The 17,559-nt window shown below is 47.4% G+C and carries 14 protein-coding genes and 1 tRNA gene; 8 read left to right on the top strand and 7 right to left on the bottom strand.

The features are described from left to right. Positions 1-6: 6 nt before the first annotated feature. The 4 genes from VST71_00820 to VST71_00805 all read right to left on the bottom strand — a co-directional run bounded on the left by VST71_00820 (position 7) and on the right by VST71_00805 (position 5,525). Complete coding sequence (locus VST71_00820) at positions 7-1,107, bottom strand: HD domain-containing phosphohydrolase (GenBank protein ID MEC4684263.1); 1,101 nt, start codon at positions 1,105-1,107, stop codon at positions 7-9. Beyond that, positions 1,108-3,252, bottom strand: coding sequence for a HEAT repeat domain-containing protein (locus tag VST71_00815; protein ID MEC4684262.1), 2,145 nt, complete (start codon positions 3,250-3,252; stop codon positions 1,108-1,110). A 114-nt stretch (positions 3,253-3,366) separates the two neighbouring features. Further along, on the bottom strand, positions 3,367-4,386 hold the full coding sequence (locus tag VST71_00810; protein MEC4684261.1) for an aspartate-semialdehyde dehydrogenase: 1,020 nt from the start codon (positions 4,384-4,386) through the stop codon (positions 3,367-3,369). A 71-nt stretch (positions 4,387-4,457) separates the two neighbouring features. Next, entirely contained in the window at positions 4,458-5,525 is a 1,068-nt protein-coding gene (locus VST71_00805; GenBank protein ID MEC4684260.1) for a 3-isopropylmalate dehydrogenase, read from the bottom strand. A 94-nt stretch (positions 5,526-5,619) separates the two neighbouring features. Here VST71_00805 and VST71_00800 point away from each other — a divergent pair, with 94 nt between their 5' ends. Further along, positions 5,620-7,257 carry a phosphomannomutase gene (locus VST71_00800; protein MEC4684259.1) on the top strand — a complete coding sequence of 546 codons (1,638 nt, stop codon included), beginning with the start codon at positions 5,620-5,622 and terminating at the stop codon, positions 7,255-7,257. Here the strand turns inward: VST71_00800 and glgB are convergent. From glgB to VST71_00785, 3 genes are read right to left on the bottom strand one after another with little or no spacing between them, the layout of a single operon-like run. Continuing rightward, positions 7,247-9,214 carry a 1,4-alpha-glucan branching protein GlgB gene (gene glgB, locus VST71_00795; GenBank protein MEC4684258.1) on the bottom strand — a complete coding sequence of 656 codons (1,968 nt, stop codon included), beginning with the start codon at positions 9,212-9,214 and terminating at the stop codon, positions 7,247-7,249. The genes VST71_00800 and glgB overlap by 11 nt on opposite strands. Further along, positions 9,184-9,681: a 3-isopropylmalate dehydratase small subunit gene (leuD, locus tag VST71_00790; protein ID MEC4684257.1), complete on the bottom strand. Its 498-nt coding sequence runs from the start codon at positions 9,679-9,681 to the stop codon at positions 9,184-9,186. Before leuD ends, glgB begins: the two co-directional genes overlap by 31 nt. 32 nt (positions 9,682-9,713) lie before the next feature. Then, positions 9,714-10,478, bottom strand: a complete 765-nt coding sequence (locus VST71_00785; protein MEC4684256.1) for an RNA methyltransferase — start codon at positions 10,476-10,478, stop codon at positions 9,714-9,716. A 148-nt stretch (positions 10,479-10,626) separates the two neighbouring features. On the opposite strand from VST71_00785, the gene VST71_00780 reads away from it, so the two are divergent. From VST71_00780 to VST71_00750, 7 genes are all read left to right on the top strand, one after another. Continuing rightward, a tRNA-Thr gene (locus VST71_00780) sits at positions 10,627-10,703 on the top strand. Positions 10,704-10,760: 57 nt separating this feature from the next. Next, positions 10,761-11,720 carry a class 1 fructose-bisphosphatase gene (gene fbp, locus VST71_00775; GenBank protein ID MEC4684255.1) on the top strand — a complete coding sequence of 320 codons (960 nt, stop codon included), beginning with the start codon at positions 10,761-10,763 and terminating at the stop codon, positions 11,718-11,720. A gap of 68 nt (positions 11,721-11,788) precedes the next feature. Further along, a complete protein-coding gene (gene rnr, locus VST71_00770; GenBank protein MEC4684254.1) occupies positions 11,789-13,888 on the top strand; it encodes a ribonuclease R in 2,100 nt (699 codons plus the stop codon). Next, complete coding sequence (locus VST71_00765; protein MEC4684253.1) at positions 13,869-14,708, top strand: TIGR02757 family protein; 840 nt, start codon at positions 13,869-13,871, stop codon at positions 14,706-14,708. Before rnr ends, VST71_00765 begins: the two co-directional genes overlap by 20 nt. A gap of 392 nt (positions 14,709-15,100) precedes the next feature. Beyond that, on the top strand, positions 15,101-15,430 hold the full coding sequence (locus tag VST71_00760) for a hypothetical protein (protein ID MEC4684252.1): 330 nt from the start codon (positions 15,101-15,103) through the stop codon (positions 15,428-15,430). 288 nt (positions 15,431-15,718) lie between these two features. Further along, positions 15,719-16,387, top strand: a complete 669-nt coding sequence (locus VST71_00755; GenBank protein ID MEC4684251.1) for a hypothetical protein — start codon at positions 15,719-15,721, stop codon at positions 16,385-16,387. A 51-nt stretch (positions 16,388-16,438) separates the two neighbouring features. After that, a partial coding sequence (locus VST71_00750; protein MEC4684250.1) for an ISL3 family transposase occupies positions 16,439-17,559 on the top strand: 1,121 nt, incomplete at its 3' end.

Here is a 17,559-nt window from a genome sequence, read left to right as displayed (position 1 = left end):
AATCTGCTATCCTTTTTTCAAAGCCTTTAGAAGTGTTCTTGAGAAATTATCCACTAAAAAGGGATTGAATTCGGATCCGGCATTTTCCTTCATCAGAGCGATAATCTCTTTTATCTGCCAGTCTCTTTTGTATGGTCTCCGGCTTCTCAGGGCGTCAAAGAAGTCAGAGGTGGCAATGATCTGGCTGCAGAAATGCTGTTCTGTTCCGCCTGCATTAAGTTGCGGATATCCCTTGCAGTCGTATCTCAGGTGGTGTTCGAGTGCTGCAATAGGCGCAAGTTGTGTCAGTCCATCGATTTTTGCAAGGTATCTGGCCCCGTAAAGTGAGTGCATCTTTATTTCTTCCCACTCCTTTTTGTCAAGCTTGCCCGTCTTCTCCAATATTTCCTTTGAAATAAAGAGTTTGCCCACATCGTGCAGTAAGGCTGCTATCCCGATGTCGTGCAGCAGATCGTCCCTGGCCCCAAGTGACTCAGCCTGAAACATGGAGAGGATCGCCACGTTGGTAGCGTGTGTGTAGGTGTATTCACTGTAAGCCTTGACAGGGCTTATCAGTTTAAGGATGTTTGCCTCCCGCTTGAAAGTGACGATAAAATTGACCACAATCTCCTCGAGTCCAGAGATGTTGAGTTCCTTGTGAGGTGCGATGTTGTGGTATAGCTCCTTTACCCTTTCGACCTGCTCTGCTGAAATGTTTTCAAGGCTGCTCGCTAACGTATATCCACCTATCCTGACGTCGACAATTCCGGTCTTTATATGCGGGTATGTCCTCAGCTTTTTTTCGGGGTCACTCAGGTCGGCAATGAACTGTTTGAGCTCTGAGTAGGAAATGCCTTTTAGAAAATCAATGCGGGAGATCCCCTTTCTCTTTAGTCTCTTGATTAAATTACTCCCATGGTGTCCAGCATTTCTTGCAGGGGTCTTGTTTACAACAAGGTTGTCTTCCACTACCATTATCTCGAGGCTGTCCTTGTCTGTCAGGAGTTCGTCCAGGATAGCGATGGACTTTTTGGTCAGGTTGTCCACGGATATATGATCTTTTGAGTAGAGTGAACAATTTGATATAGCAGACATTAATGTCGAGATAAATGCCTTTGCAAATGCCATTCAGCCGCTCCTTGCCTTTTTGATTTTCATGGATTCGTGTCTTATGCGTTCGTTTTTGGACTTCAGGCCCTTCTCTATAAGGTCTTCAATCTCATCGACCGGGTAATGCTTAAGTGAGCTGTATACTGCCTCCCTTAGCCGCTCAACAGCGCCTTTAAAGAGGATGCTTCTGATTGAAAGGGTATCCCTGATGGTGTCCAGGGTGCCGGGGTCTCCTATCTGGGCAAGGGCTTTCACTATGGGAATCTTATCGTAGATGTCCTTGCCGGATATGCCTTTTCTCCTGAGCATCCGCGTCAGATCAGGAATTACCTCCCTTACCTTAAAGATTCCGGAGAGGGCTATGGCCTGTTCAACCGCCTCTTTGTTTTCCGATTTAAGGTATCCCCTGAGTGCATTAATCCCATAGCTGTCCCCTTCCTTCAGCAGACACTTTATTGCTTCAAAACTGACCTTGGGATTCTCATGATGACAATAAGGCCTGACGTGCGGAAGCACTTCCTTTGTTCCACACTCGCTCAGGATGAGCAGCATGTTTCTCTTGACAAACCACCTGCTGTCACTTATGTGTTTTATGGCAACGGGAATTACCCTCGCTCCAAAGTGTGTTATCAGGCTTATGAGAAAATGCCTGATTGTTTGTGACTCCTCGTCAACGAGTGCATCCATCAGCGGGGATATAATCCGATTTCCATAATAATCGCACAATTGCAGGGCATCTTCTCTTGCCTGTCTGCCTATAATCCTGAGGGAGTCAATGAACTGTGATATGAATTCAGGGGACTTGTAATTCTTAAGGGCTTCTGAACTTATATCCAGGAATCTCTCTTTTGACAGATTTGATTCCAGCACCCGGAATATCTTCAGTACCTGACCATACCGGCCGGTCTCTATAAACTGACCCGCCTCTTCTTTTATCATATTGACAAGATATTCATATTCTTCTTCAGAGATTATATCGGATGAAATAAGCTCCAGCATTGTCTGATTGAAATATCTCTCAACATACTCATCACTGCATGCCTTCGTGAGCTCTGCCAATTCCATTGCTGCGACTTCCGAGACATCAAATCTCAGAACTTGCTCTATCTCTTTCTGGTATACGTCTGTCACATAGGATTCAAAGTCACCTGTGCCCAGGAGGTTTACAACGTCTGGGGAGAGGAATATATCATCTGCAATTATGCTGTCCCCAAAGGTAGTGTCTTCAGAGTCAACCTGATAAAACTTCGAAAATTTATCAAGAAGATTTTTAAGGGCCGCGGGTATGGTTACTTGCTGTTCGTCAATAGCGCTGAGCAGTTCTATAATCTTGTCTACTGATATCTCTTTGATTGCCCGCGTAGTAGCCCCTATATCCGTGGAGACATTTTTGACTGCAGAGGAGAGGAACTGTTTCTTTAATTCAGGCCGGAGTCTGCTGATAAAATCTATGAGCCTTGTCAGCTCCCTGCTGGAGAAAGCCGATTCCGAAGACGTATTCATGTAAGTGGTAATCACCCTCTCACAGCTCTCTTCCTTGATCTCCCCGGGATCGGTTGTATTTAACATTTCTGCGAGGGTTTCAGGGGGGATTTCCTGTATTACGTCTGAGGCACCTTCTGTTTGCAGGGTGCCGTCAATCAGGCCGCGTACATAACGTTCCCACAGGCCTGTTCCGGAACCTTCCTTTTCCGTCCTGCCTTCACCAAAAGAGAACGCACCATAGTCTATGAAGCCCGTCTTGATATGAATCAGCTTGTACTCTTTTACCGCCTCCTGAAGGGCTTCCGGAGTCAAGTCAGTAGCATCAATTGACAGAAAACGGAGAAATTCATAAAACTCGTCTTTAGTCAGGCCGGAAGTGAATGTTACAAAGGCGATATTCATCCCGCTCAGATGCAGGGCAAATTCCCTGTAAGCAGCGTTTTTTTTGTCAAGGACACTGTTATCGATAACAATGGTGTCCTTTGCAATAGCAAAGGTTATCTCGGGCCTCAGTTTAAAGAGTTTTTCCAAACAGTCGAATGCCCTGTTTAATGACCTCTCTACCGAGGGGTGACCGGCAGGATAGATATTTACATTGCGACGTGAGACATTTAACTCAAAGATGGCCTCACTGAGTAATTGAGCATCAAGGGGGAGTTTTTCCCTGTCGTCAGCCATGCCCTAATTTTAACATAAAAACATGTAGTGTACAAAGTAATATTTGAAGCCCTCTGTTTACATTGCAAACCTTTTGTTCATTCGGGGGTTGCTCCTCGTTTGCTGAAATTCCCGTCATGCGGTCTTAATCAGTCTCTCTGCAATCTGTACGGCATTCAGGGCTGCGCCTTTTCTGAGGTTATCTGCCACTATCCACATGTTGATGCCATTTTCAATGGATTCATCCTCCCTTACCCTGCCGATATAAACGTCGTCTTTTCCGGCCGTATCAACAGGGAGTGGATAAATGTTCTTCTCGGGGGCATCAAATACTACAATCCCGGGGAAGGCCGCAAGCAGTGCCCGGACGTCATCGGCTGCAAGCTTTTTTTCGGTTTCAACATTTACACTCTCGGCATGACACCTGAAGACTGGGACCCTTACGGTTGTAGCAGTTACCCTGATTGAGTCATCCCCCAGTATCTTTCTAGTCTCATTGACCATCTTCATCTCTTCTTTCGTATAACCGTTATCAAGGAAACCGTCAATGTGCGGCAGGACATTAAATGCGATCTGGTGCGGATAGACCTTACACTCAACAGAGTTGAAACCAAGCATGTCCGTGGTCTGTTTGAGAAGCTCGTCCATCGCCTTTTTTCCTGTGCCGGAGACGGACTGAAAAGTTGTAACAACCACCCTCTTTATCCCTGCAGCATCATGTATCGGTTTGAGTGCCATCACCATCTGAATGGTTGAACAGTTCGGATTTGCAATTATGCCCTTGTGCCTGCTGATGTCCCCGGGGTTGACCTCCGGTACCACGAGTGGCACGTCAGGGTCCATGCGCCATGCAGAGGAGTTGTCGATTACCACACATCCTGAACGGGCGGCCACAGGTGCCCATGTTTTTGACCTTTCTCCGCCTGCTGAAAACAGGGCGATATCAACTCCCTTAAAAGAGTCCTCCTCCAGCAGGCTGACCACCGTCTCTTTTCCCCTGAACTCTATTCTTGTACCCGCTGACCTTTCGGATGCAAAGGGGAGCAGCTCTTCCACAGGAAAGTGTCTTTCCTCAAGAACGGATATCATCTCCTCACCAACAGCGCCTGTTGCGCCAACAACGGCAACTCTATATTGTTCCTTTTTCTCAAGCATTATTTACGGCTCCTTTATGCATTTAAAGTTTTCAGAATCCATCATATCCCTTCCAACAACCATGCTATACTTTAAAGCTTCCCGACATAGTCTGCAACAAGGTCGCCCACCTCAGTGGTGCTATAGCCCATCCTGCCGGCAGCGAGGCTCTCAAGGTGTTTGCCGGTCACTTCCATTACGGCCTTCTCTATCGTCTCTGCTGCTGCGTCCTCGCCAAGGTGCTCAAGCATCATTCCGCCGGCACTGATGGCTGCAAGGGGGTTTATTATATTCTTTCCCGTATATTTGGGTGCCGACCCCCCTATGGGCTCAAACATGCTGACGCCTTCGGGGTTGATGTTTCCGCCTGCAGCTATGCCCATTCCGCCCTGTATCATGGCGCCGAGGTCGGTTATGATGTCACCGAACATATTGTCTGTGACTATTACATCAAACCACTCAGGGTTTTTCACAAACCACATTGTTATTGCGTCCACATGTGCATAGTCAGTCTCTATGTCGGGATATTCTTTTGCCACCTCATTAAATGTCCTCTGCCAGAGGTCCCAGGCATAGGTGAGGACATTGGTCTTTCCGCAGAGTGTCAGTTTCTTTCTCTTGTCCCGTTTCCGGCAGTATTGCATTGCATACCTTATGCACCTTTCTGCACCGAGCCTTGTATTGACCGACTCCTGTATGGCAACCTCATTTGCTGTTCCCTTTCTCAGGAAGGCCCCGCCGCCCACATAAAGTCCTTCGGTATTTTCCCTGACCACCACAAAGTCTATGTGCTCGGGGCCCTTGTCTTTAAGTGGACACTCAACGCCCGGGTATAGCTTTATGGGTCTCAGATTTATGTACTGGTCAAGCTCAAAGCGGAGTCTCAGCAAAATCCCCTGCTCCAGAACTCCGGGTTTTACATCAGGGTGTCCTATGGCCCCCAGTAGTATGGCATCGTGTTTCCTGAGGTCTTCAATAACGCCGTCCGGAAGGGTCTCACCTGTTCTGAGATACCGCTCTCCCCCCAGGTCGTAGTGAGTGAAGTTGAGCTTGAACCCGAACCTCTCCGATGCCGACTCCAGTACCTTCATCCCTTCCCTGACTACTTCAGGGCCTGTCCCGTCACCGGGAATAACGGCAATACTGTAAGAATTTGACATAGTTTAAAACTCCCTTCTCCGTAGTTCGTGGCTGAATGATTAAAAACTAATGTATAATATCATAAATTAATCCAAACTTTGAAGGGAGGACAGGATGGAGTTTGAGAGTGCGGAGGAGTGCTGGAAGGCCATTCAGAAAAGTTTAAACACGGATCTTTTGCCGGAGATAGAGCGTTTTGCACGGGAAAATAATACCCCATCCCGGATTGTATTTGGCACATCCGGATGGAGGGGAGAGATAGGGACTGATTTTACCTTTCATAATATCAGGGTGGTTACGCAGGCAATCATCAATACCCTCGGGATGGAGAAATCCGAGATAAGAGAGGCTCTTGGCACATCGGACTTTGATGATGTCAGGCGCAGGGGGATAATCGTAGGGCACGACAATCGCTTTCTGGGGCCCGAGTTTGCAAAAGAGGTTATGGGGATGCTTGCCTCTGAGGGGATAAGGCTCTATTATGCCGGTGAGACCACCACCCCTGAGTTGTCGGCCTCCATAGTGATGCGCAATGCCGCATGTTCAGTAAATATCACGCCTTCACATAATCCTTCCAATTATTCAGGTCTCAAGTTTAACCCCTCGGACGGAGGTCCGGCCGGCTCTGAAATAACGGATGTGATTCAGGCAGAGGCAAACGCCCTGATGCAGAAAGGCGGTGTGCAGGACGGAAGGGGCAGTGCAGAGGGGATAGATTATGAGGAGATAGATACTACCGGACTCTACATCACATTTCTCAGAAGCCGTGGGACAGTGAACCTGGAGAAGGTCAGGAAATTCGTGGCAGACACGGACTGCCTGATCGTGGTTGATCACGTCCATGGTGCAACGAGGAAGAGGCCGGAAAGATTGCTGGGAGTTTCAGGAAGACCGGGCGAAAAACTTGTCTTGCTGAGGACGGAAGACGATTTTCTCTTCGGGGGAGTGGCTCCGGAGCCGTCGGCACGTAATATGGAGGGTGTTGAGCGCGTTTTGAATGCAAGCACTGCGGGATGCAGGCTCGGAGTAATCATGGACCCTGACGGTGACAGGATAAGGTTTGCCGACCATACGATGCAGATACCGATGAATTATTTTGGTGCAATGGCCCTGCATTTCCTTCATGTCCATAAGGGAATAAAGGGTATTGCGGTAAAATCCGTTGGAACGAGTAATTTTGTCAATGCAATTGCAGAGAGACATGGAATTACAGTAAGGGAGACGAAGGTGGGATTTAAAAACTTCCGCCCCTATCTGCTGCCGGATGCCCCTGAACGGGCGATAGTCGCGTTTGAGGAGTCTGACGGCATCTCCGGCTATAACCATACCCTTGAAAAGGATGCCCTCTTTGCGCTCCTCCTTGCAATAGAGATGGTTGCAACTACGGGAATGAACCTGAGCGACTATCTCAAGGAGCTTATGGATGAATATGGTCATTATTATCCTGACCGCTCAGGTATCGAGGTGGACCGTTCCCTTATTGGTGAGCCATTGAAGAAAAAACTCTCCATAATCAGGGATAGATATCCTGCGGGGAGTACAATACAGATTGGTGACAGGTCATTGAAGGTGAAGGACCTGATAACCGTTGACGGAACCAAGATCGTGCTTGAGGACGGCTCCTGGCTGATGATCAGGCCGTCGGGAACCGAGCCAAAGGTGAGGTTTTATATTGAGGCAAGGACGATTGAGGAGAAAGAGGCGATATTTAAGACTGCAGCCAGGCTGACTGAAGAGGCGATCAGGGCCTGATGCCAGCCAGCCTGTTAGCCTGCCAGCTTGTTTCCCTCTTTAAAATCAGGACGCTGAGGGGGGGCAGAGTAATCTCCAATGAGTAGGGGCGTCCGTGCACAGAGTCATCCACTGTCTCAACGCCTCCGAGGTTGCCCATGTCAGAGCCGCCGTATATTGCTGAATCGCTGTTGAGTACCTCTTTATAGAACCCTGGTTCAGGTACTCCGACCATGTATTTGTATCGCGGTACAGGGGTGAAGTTGCATATAAAAACAAGGAAGTCTTCGGTGTTTTCTGCTCTCCGGATAAAGGAGAGTACACTCTGGTCGGCATCAGAGAAGTCAATCCACTCAAACCCCTCCTGTTTGAAGTCCACCTCGTAAAGGGGGGGCTCTGTGATGTAGAGGTTGTTGAGGTCTGTGACGAACCGCCTGATACCCCCGTGATATTTCCCTTCCTTAAGCAGATGCCACTGTAATTCAGAATCCTGATTCCATTCCCACCACTGTCCGAACTCCCCTCCCATGAAGAGGAGCTTTTTGCCGGGGTGTCCGTACATGAATCCATAGAGTGTGCGGAGGTTGGCAAATTTTTGCCATGCATCTCCCGGCATCTTGTCCAGCAGCGACTTCTTGCCGTGAACCACCTCGTCGTGTGAGAGCGGGAGGACGAAGTTTTCAGTGAATGCGTAAATGAGTCCGAACGTGAGGTTGCTGTGGTGGTATTTTCTGAATACCGGGTCTTTTGTGAAATACTCAAGTGTGTCGTGCATCCACCCCATATTCCATTTCATTGTAAATCCGAGTCCGCCAAGATATGTGGGCCTGGAGACCCCGGGCCAGGCCGTGGATTCCTCTGCAACGGTTATAACCCCTGGAAAGTGCAGGTGTACAACCTCGTTAAACTTCTTCAGAAAATCTATGGCCTCGAGGTTTTCGTTGCCGCCGTAAATGTTTGGAATCCACTCGCCGTCCTGTCTTGAATAGTCGAGATAGAGCATTGAGGCTACGGCATCGACCCTGAGTCCGTCAAGATGGTACCTGTCAAGCCAGAAGAAGGCGGATGCCTTGAGGAAATTTGCTACCTCGTTTCTGCCGTAGTTGAATATCAGCGTGCCCCATTCCTTATGCTCCCCCTTTCGCGGGTCTTCATATTCATAGAGGCAGGTCCCGTCGAAAAACCTTAACGCATGATCATCCTTCGGGAAGTGTCCGGGAACCCAGTCGAGGATAACACCTACCCCGGCCTGATGACACCTGTCGACAAAGAACATAAAGTCCTCAGGTGTGCCGAACCTGCTTGTCGGTGCAAAATAACCCGTGCTCTGGTATCCCCAGGAAGCATCAAGGGGATGCTCGGTGATGGGAAGGAGCTCTATATGGGTATAGCCGAGTTCCTTGACATAAGGTATCAGCTCCACGGCAAATTCACGATATGTAAGAAAGCCGCCGTCGGGTTTCCTCTTCCATGAACCAAGGTGCACCTCATATATGTTGAGGGGTTTTTGGAGATAGTCGGTACTGTTTCTTTCGTCAATCCATTGCCGGTCATTCCATTGATACCGGTCTATGTCGTAAACAATGCTGGCGGTCTTTGGCCTTACCTCTGAGTAGAAGGCATAGGGGTCGCTCTTTATCCTTATAACCCCGTTTATCCTTGATTTGATGTGGAACTTGTATAACTCACCCACCCCAATATCCGGAATAAAGAGTGTCCATACCCCGGAAGGGCCGGGTGTTTTCAACTTGTGAGCAGAGGGGTTCCAGTTGTTGAATGACCCGATAACGCTTACCTTTTTGGCGTTTGGAGCCCAGAGAGCAAAATGCACACCCTTTCTGCCGTCAACCTCGATTACATGGGCCCCGAGTTTCTCGTAGATCCTGAGGTGGTTTCCTTCACCAAAGAGGTAGAGGTCGTAATCGGTCAGAAAGGGACGACCTGTTGTTACGCTGCCTTTATCTTTCTGCGTGTCCACTCTACCAGACCTCCTGCCTTGATAAGCTCCTGCATAAATGAGGGGATGGGTTTTGCCTGATACTGCTCGTTCCTTGTCAGGTTTCTGATAAGTCCTGAGTCGGCATCTATCTCTATCTCATCCCCTTCCCGTATCTTCTCTGATGCCTCGGAAGACTCAAAGATGGGAAGACCTATATTAAAGGCATTACGATAAAATATCCTTGCAAAACTCTTTGCCACTACCGCCTGTATACCGGCAGCCTTGATTGCAATCGGTGCATGCTCCCGCGATGACCCGCAGCCGAAGTTCTTGTCTGCAACTATAATATCCCCGGCTTTCACCTTCTCCGGAAACCCCGGATCTGCGTCTTCCATAACGTGCCTTGCAAGCTCCTCAGGGTCTGATGTGTTGAGATACCGTGCAGGTATGATGGCATCAGTATCAATATCCGCCCCAAACCTCCACGTCCTGCCTTTAATCAACATAATATATGGACCTCCTTTCATGAATATGAAATTTATTTTACATTAATCCCTTTACTCTTTGCTCTGAACTCCCCATCTCCATTAACTACCTGCTCTATCCTCTTGCAGATGCCGCGGACCATCCCTCCCTCCCATGGTGTGAGCCCGGAGCGGCCGAGCACGTGCCTCAGGTTGCGCATTATCCTATCTTCCATGTCCCTGTCTCCCCTGGGGATATACTCAAGGAGTTTTAATGTCTTCCTGATATGCTCAAAGAGCTGCTGCATCTCTTCATGCGGGATAAGAGCGGGGCTTTCAGCCGCCGGTGTCCGGCAGGCAAGCTCATATGCCACAAGAAGGACTGCCTGGGCAAGGTTGAGTGACGGGGCATCTGCAGCAGTGGGTATATGCATGAGGAAACCGCACTTGTCCACCTCTTCATTTGTAAGCCCCCTGTCCTCCCTGCCAAAGAGTATGGCCACCCTGTTCTTTCCAGCCGCCTTCACCATCTCTTTTACCCCTTCCTTGAGCGGAAAGAGCAGACCCCTTTTCCTGCCCGCCCTCCTTGATGTGCCGACTATCAGGGCCTTGTCCTTCAGGGCCTTATCCATGGAGTCATAAACTGCCGCATCCCTGAGTGTGTCTGTGGCGTGACAGGCAAGCCAGAAATCATGGCCTTCGGTATGATTTTCAGGCGGGTTAATCAGCTCAAGGTTTGAAAACCCCGTGTTCCTGATGGCCCTTGCAGCAGCCCCTATATTGCCGGGCTCAGAGGGGTTTACGAGTGTAAAGTATATGTTGTCTTTCCAGTTTGGCATTTTTAGAGAAAAATAAGCATTCTGAAGTCTGTGGAGATATTTTAACATGATGGGAGGCAAAATAGAGGGGGTTTGATGTATAATTAGAAACCAAATCGGGCGATTCCATGTAATAATTAAATCGCTCAATTTGGGTAATTGCTGATCAGCCGGGGTAGCTCAGTCTGGTAGAGCAGCTGATTCGTAATCAGCAGGTCAGGGGTTCGAATCCCCTCCTCGGCTCCACCTTTTAAAACACCTACTTGAAATGAAGAGAAAAATTATTACAGTCAAGGAGGATATATGGGACAGTTAGGGATGGATTTAAACAGGTTTATTCTTGAGGAGGAACGGAGGTATTCACATGCCACGGGCTCATTATCTCTGGCCCTCACGGCAATGGAAACAGCCACAAAGATTATAGCCTCTCATGTCAGGATGGCAGGTCTTGCCGATATACTGGGAAAGGCCGGAAGGGTCAATGTCCAGGGAGAAGAGGTTCAGAAACTTGATGAAATGTCAAATAAAATGATGGTCAGGCATCTTTCAGACAGTGGGCAGTTTTATGCGCTTGCCTCGGAAGAGCTTGACGAGGCCATTTTCCCGGAAAAGGGGAAGGATGGCAAATATATTATAGCCTTTGACCCCCTGGATGGTTCGTCAAATATTGATGTGAACGTAAATATCGGAACAATCTTTTCGATTCATAAAAAGGTCAGTGGAACTGTTGAGGATTTTTTTCAGGAGGGGTATAAACAGGTTGCAGCAGGTTATGTGGTTTACGGTTCTTCAACAATGATGGTTTACTCCACCGGCAACGGAGTGACCGGATTTACTCTTGATCCGGCAGTCGGGTTATTCCTGTTGTCTCACCCTGATATGAGACTTCCTGAAAGGGGAAAGACATATTCCATAAATGAGTCGAATTATCCGGGATGGGACGATGGATTGAGGAAGTATATTGACTCTTTAAAGCAGAAAGGGTACACTGCAAGATATATAGGCTCCATGGTTGCTGATGTACACAGGACCCTGATAAAGGGTGGTGTTTTTGCCTATCCGGCGGACAGTAAGAGCAAAAGCGGCAAGCTCAGGCTCCTTTACGAGGCATCGCCAATGGCTTTTCTCATAGAACATGCAGGGGGAAAGGCAACAACAGGAAAGGAAGATATACTGAAGGTCAAACCGGAGTCACTGCATCAGAGGGTTCCCCTCTTCCTGGGCAGCAGGGCGGAGATAGAAGAGTTGCTGGATTATGTCTGATAACACCAAAAATTTAGCAGGATATGCAGAAGAGGCATGTCTGGACAGGATATTTAAAGGAATGAGAGATGATAGATAAAGAAAGCGTCCTTAAATTTTTCAGCACCTGCAGCCATCCCCTGAGCTTTAAGGAGGCCATCTCACAGATGGGCCTTGACCGCAAGGAGGCGAGACACCTGAGGAATATCCTCCAGGGGCTTGTCAAGAGCGGTGAACTTATCATGACCCGGCAGGGCAGGTATGGCACTCCTGAAGAGATGAGCCTTGTGAAGGGTTATTTTGAGGCACACAGGGATGGTTATGGCTTTGTTATTCCTGAGGACCCCGGGCAGAGGGATGTATTTGTGCCTTCAAAGGCAACCCTTGGTGCAATGGAGGGTGACAGGGTGATCGTGAGGATTGAAAATCCCAAGAAGCGGGATGGAAGGATCCTCAGGATACTTGAGCGTGCCCAGACAAGGCTGGTTGGGACCCTTGAGATAACAAAGGGTGTATCTTTTCTGCGGCCAAAAAGGAGGGACATCCCCTTTGATATATATATTGCACCCAAAGACAGGAAGAATGCGAAGAACGGGGATATGGTGGTTGCAGAGATCCTGACTTATCCCACGGACAAGAGGCCTCCTTCGGGAAAGGTTATAAAGATGTTGAAGAAACCGGAGATTCCTGCCGAGGAGGTAGAGTCCATAATTGATGAATTCAATCTCCCGAGGAAGTTCCCTGCTGATGTTACAAAGGAGGCAAAATCGCTTTCTGCAGAGATTCCCGATGATATGCCGGGCAGGAGAAAAGACCTGCAGAAACTGCCCACCGTCACCATTGACGGCGAAAGGGCAAAGGATTTTGACGATGCCATATCAATAAAGCTCAGGAAGTTCGGCTATACCCTTTACGTCCATATAGCTGATGTGGGGTATTACGTGCCCTGGGAGAGTGTTATTGACAGGGAGGCGAAAAAGAGGGGGACAAGCGTCTATCTTCCGGACAGGGTAGTGCCCATGCTTCCAAAAAAACTCTCTGAGGATATATGCAGCTTAAAGCCGAAAGTTCCAAGGTTTGCCTTTACAGTGGAGATGGACTTTTCCCGCGATGGAGTGAGGATTAATCAGAGGTTTTATCCGAGTATTATCCGGAGCGACGAGAGGATGACTTATACGCAGGTGAAGGAAATACTCGTTGACGAAGACAGGAAACTGAGGAAGCGGTATGATTATCTCCTGAAAGAGTTTGAGCTCATGGAAGAGTTATGCGGTGTTATGAGAGAGAGGCGGCTCAAGAGGGGAAGCCTTGACTTTGATCTTCCGGAGCCGGAGGTGTTGCTTGACATAAGGGGCAATCCCGAGGCCATTGTTGTAGCAGAGAGGAACTTTGCCCATATGATTATAGAGGAGTTCATGATTGCTGCCAATGAGACCGTAGCAGAGAATCTCTCGGCAATGGGTGTGCCGTCTATTTACAGGATACATGAGCCTCCTGATCAGAGCAAGATGGATGATATCCTGAAGGTGGTAAAGGCCGTAACCAACATCAGGAAAAAGCATTTGAATGTAAAGGACCTGCCTTACATCCTGGAGAAGGTCAGGGGCAGGCCTGAAGAGGATGTCGTCAACTATATAGTCCTCCGTTCACTGAAGCAGGCCCGCTACTCTATCCAGAATGTCGGCCACTTTGGCCTTGCATCAGAGTGCTATACCCATTTCACTTCACCCATAAGGCGTTATTCAGACCTTGTTGTCCACAGGATACTCAGGGAGGTGCTGGGGAGAAAAAAGATGAAGGATGAGAGGATGAAAGAGCTTGAAGAGGCCCTCCCAAGTACTGCCTTTCATTGCTCCAGGAGGGAAAGGATTGCTGACGATGCAGAGAGGGCAGTAGTGGCTGCCATGCGTGCATGGTTTATGAAGGGTAAGGTCGGCGAGGAGCTTGTTGCAAGGATAGTCGGTGTTACCCCGCAGGGCATAAAGGTGAGGCTCAAGGATTTCTATGTTGATGGTTTCCTGCATGTATCCTACCTGACTGATGACTACTATATTTATAATGAGAGAAACCTCCAGCTTGTCGGAAGGCGGAAGAAGAGAAGATTTTCCATCGGGGATGAGATTACCGTAAGGGTTGACAAGGTGGATCTGGATCAACGGGAGATCATCTTTGGGTTACCCCGGACTTAAAGAAATCCTTGATAATTTATATAGCACCTATGATTTCAGTGAAAGGCTCCTTCATGACCCCGTTAAATTTCCCCACCAATACAAAGAGAAAAGAGATATAGAAGTTGCCGCCTTTATTGCCTCAGCCTTTGCCTACGGAAGGGTAACCCTCTTCACCCCAGTGATTGACAGGATATTGGCCCTCATGGGGAAAAACCCTGCCGGCTTTATTGCCAACTTTGACCCCAAAAAAGATGCCCGCCGGTTTGATGGTATAAAATACAGGTTCAATAATACCGAGGACATAGTCTGTCTGATTTATGTGCTCTCAGCCATACTCGGAAGATATGGTTCTGTTGAGGGAGCTTTTCTTGAGGCATATGACGGCAGGGCGGTTTCAACTTCAATCTCAGGTATGGTCAGGTATGTCCTGTCTCTGGATAAAACCCCTGTATACGGTCAGGATATGAACCCGGTGGGGTTTAAACAGTTTTTTCCCTCCCCTGAAAGAGGGAGTTCCTGCAAGAGGATGAACCTCTTTCTGCGGTGGATGGTCAGAAGCGGGGATATTGATTTCGGCATTTGGAAGGGGATTTCCAGAAACCGGCTCGTTATCCCCCTTGATACACATATTGCAAGGATCAGCCAATGTCTCGGTCTCACCGGCAGGAAGAGCCGGGACTGGAAGATGGCCGAGGAGATTACAGAAAGCCTCAGGAGGCTTGACCCCGAAGACCCGTTAAAATATGATTTCGCCCTCTGTCATCAGGGGATTATGGGGTTGTGCCGAGATGGGGCCTGCACGGGTGATCGTTCAGCCTGTCCTGTTGTAAATTTGTGAATATGATCTCGGAGTTCTGATAAATATTTCCCTCCCCCTTGACGGGTGAGGGCGAGGGGGAGGGGGATTAAGGTGCAGTTTTCACCTTTTTTGATAACGTTTTAGAAATAAGGTTGTTCAGTTAAGGAATTGATTCAAAATAAAGCTTGTCAAATGCCATTTAATCTGGTATATTTACAGAAAGCATCTAATAACTTGTTATAACTAAATATTAGGATTGGGTATGTTTGAGTATTTTTATTGCTTCCGGATCAAGGAGTAACGGACACGTTATTTTAAAGTTAAACAACGTTTCCTGGACGGCTGGGAAGGAGGTGATCGAGGAGGGAATATAATTAATGTAGCGTTGGCTTTGGTGCTTAGGAACTAATCAAACTATGAGGGGGTTTATCATGGCACAATTCAAGATTGATGGGTATGCTGTCCGTTTATGGTCAAGTAGAGCAACGACTGATCTAAGTCCCGGGACTGCTGTTGCGGGGATATACCTTTATGAGGGGAATACTTACAGAGGATATGTGTACTTCTTCCCCGATGGCACACCATTGGCTCCTGCGGTTTTCCATTCGGCTTCCGGACGGATATTTCTTCACTTCAACTTATCTCAATTCCATGCTACATTGGAGATACTTCGGACTGAAAAGCCAATTTATCTCTATTACCTCAGTCCTACGAATGCCGCTCTCAGAAGTGGAAAGGAACCAGTTGGTGAGGAAGAGTAAACACTAACACGCTTATAAGAATGGTATTCTTGAAGGGAAGGAAATAATTGCCTAACGTTCCGCATGGAGCTGTCACTGCATGACAGTACAGCTCATGCGGGACGTTTTGTTTTTCAATATAACCAGAGAAAAAGTGAAAGACCTCCGGGGTCTGCCACCTTTTGTAGAAACACAACAGGATGCTTGTCGATTACCATTTCAGTCTGGTACACTTCGTGAGAGTGCAGAAAACTATATAAAATAGTAACTGGTTATGCTTATTTATTATAGCGAACATAGGAGAAAGTAATGGTTAAGCAACCCAAGGAATCGAGGGTAGCAATAATAAGTGAAGTAAAAACACCGTTAGGGCTCTTGGTGCTTATTGTGCTTGTGACTGAAGTTATTTTAGGTCTGCTTGCGTCTAAAGCTAAAGGCCAGGATTTCACTATCCTAATCATAGGAATGTTGCTTGTACTTGCAGGGATACTGTTCATTGTTTTTAAAAAACAACAAAGCTTATCTTCAGGGCCATCGCTATCCAGCAATGAAATATCAATTAAACATGATTTATTCATCGCATCGCCTATGGCAAGTTTTGATTCAGATGACGAGTATAAAAAAGACAGGCAAGGAATTCTAAATCTAATAGATACCTTTAGAAAAGAATGCAAGTTTAAGTCTATTATTTATGCAGGCAGAGACATAAGATCAATGTCTGATTTTGATGCTCCGGATTTATCTGTACAGGATGATTTTTTAGCATTAAAAGAAAGTCGATATTTTATTATGGTACTTCCTGAAAAGTTTGCGTCCAGCGTGTTGGTTGAAGCTGGAGCTGCTCTGGCCCTGGAAAAGCCATCAATATATTTTGTTAAGGATCGACATGATCTCCCGTTTTTATTGGCTCAGGCAGAGATGGCATTTAGCTCAGTAAAGATATACGAGTATTCAAAGATTGGTTCCTCGCTGATTTGAGTGGGTAGCCCTTGCTTAGTAGCCATACAAAATGGTAAGTTCATACGCATTATGACAGATACTGAACTTATACAAAAGGCCCTTGGTTTGACACCGCCGTGGCGGGTGACATCTTCAGATTTTGATCCGCAGCAGAAGCGTTTAGAAATAAAGATTGATTTTCCTCGCGGAAGCACTTTTAGCTGTCCAGAGTGTGGACAGGATGACGTAAAAGCATATGACACTGAAGAGAAGACTTGGCGACACTTGAATTTTTTCCAGCACGAGACATACCTGATTGCGAGAGTGCCTCGAGTCCAGTGTAAGAGGTGTGGGATTCGATTAATTGAAGCACCCTGGGCTCGTTCAGGAAGTGGTTTCACGTTATTATTTGAAGCTATGATCATGACGTTAGCCAAAGCCATGCCGGTAAAGACGATAGCCGCCTTTGTTAATGAACACGATACGCGGCTGTGGCGAGTACTGCACCACTATGTAGATGAGGCGCGGAATAATGCCGATTATACTGAGGTCAGACAAGTCGGTGTTGATGAGACCTCAAGCAAGCGTGGTCATAACTATGTGAGTCTGTTTGTAGATTTTAAAGGCCCAAGAGTTCTCTTTGCCACAGAAGGCAAAGATGCTTCCACTGTAGAGCGTTTCAAGGAGGATTTGACCAATCACAATGGCAATCCTGAAAAGATTGAAGAAGTATGTTGTGACATGTCTCCGGCATTCATCAGCGGTGTTGAAAAAGAGTTTTCCAACGCCCAGTTAACTTTTGATAAGTTTCACATCATGAAAATCATCAATGAGGCTGTGGATGAAGTGCGCCGTCAGGAGCAAGAAGATCGACCCGAGTTGGCTCGAACACGTTACCTATGGCTGAAAAACCCGGAAAACCTCAAGCTGTCTCAGATAGGAACCCTTGAACAGCTGACAGTTAAAAAGCTCAACCTGAAGACCAGTCGTGCCTATCACATTCGTCTCAACTTTCAGGAGCTGTTCAATCAACCTCCATTGATGGCAGAAGCCTATCTTAAGAAGTGGTATTTCTGGGCTACACATAGCCGATTGAAGCCAATCAAGCAAGCTGCTTATACAATTAAACGACACTGGAACGGTGTCCTTCGATGGTTTCAGTCCAACATTAACAATGGCATTTTAGAAGGTATTAACAGCCTGATCCAGGC

Source organism: Nitrospirota bacterium, from assembly GCA_035873375.1.
GTDB lineage: Bacteria > Nitrospirota > Thermodesulfovibrionia > Thermodesulfovibrionales > JdFR-85 > BMS3Bbin07.
Note: the sequence above shows the minus strand (reverse complement) of the source record. Positions and strands in the feature narration are given on the sequence as shown.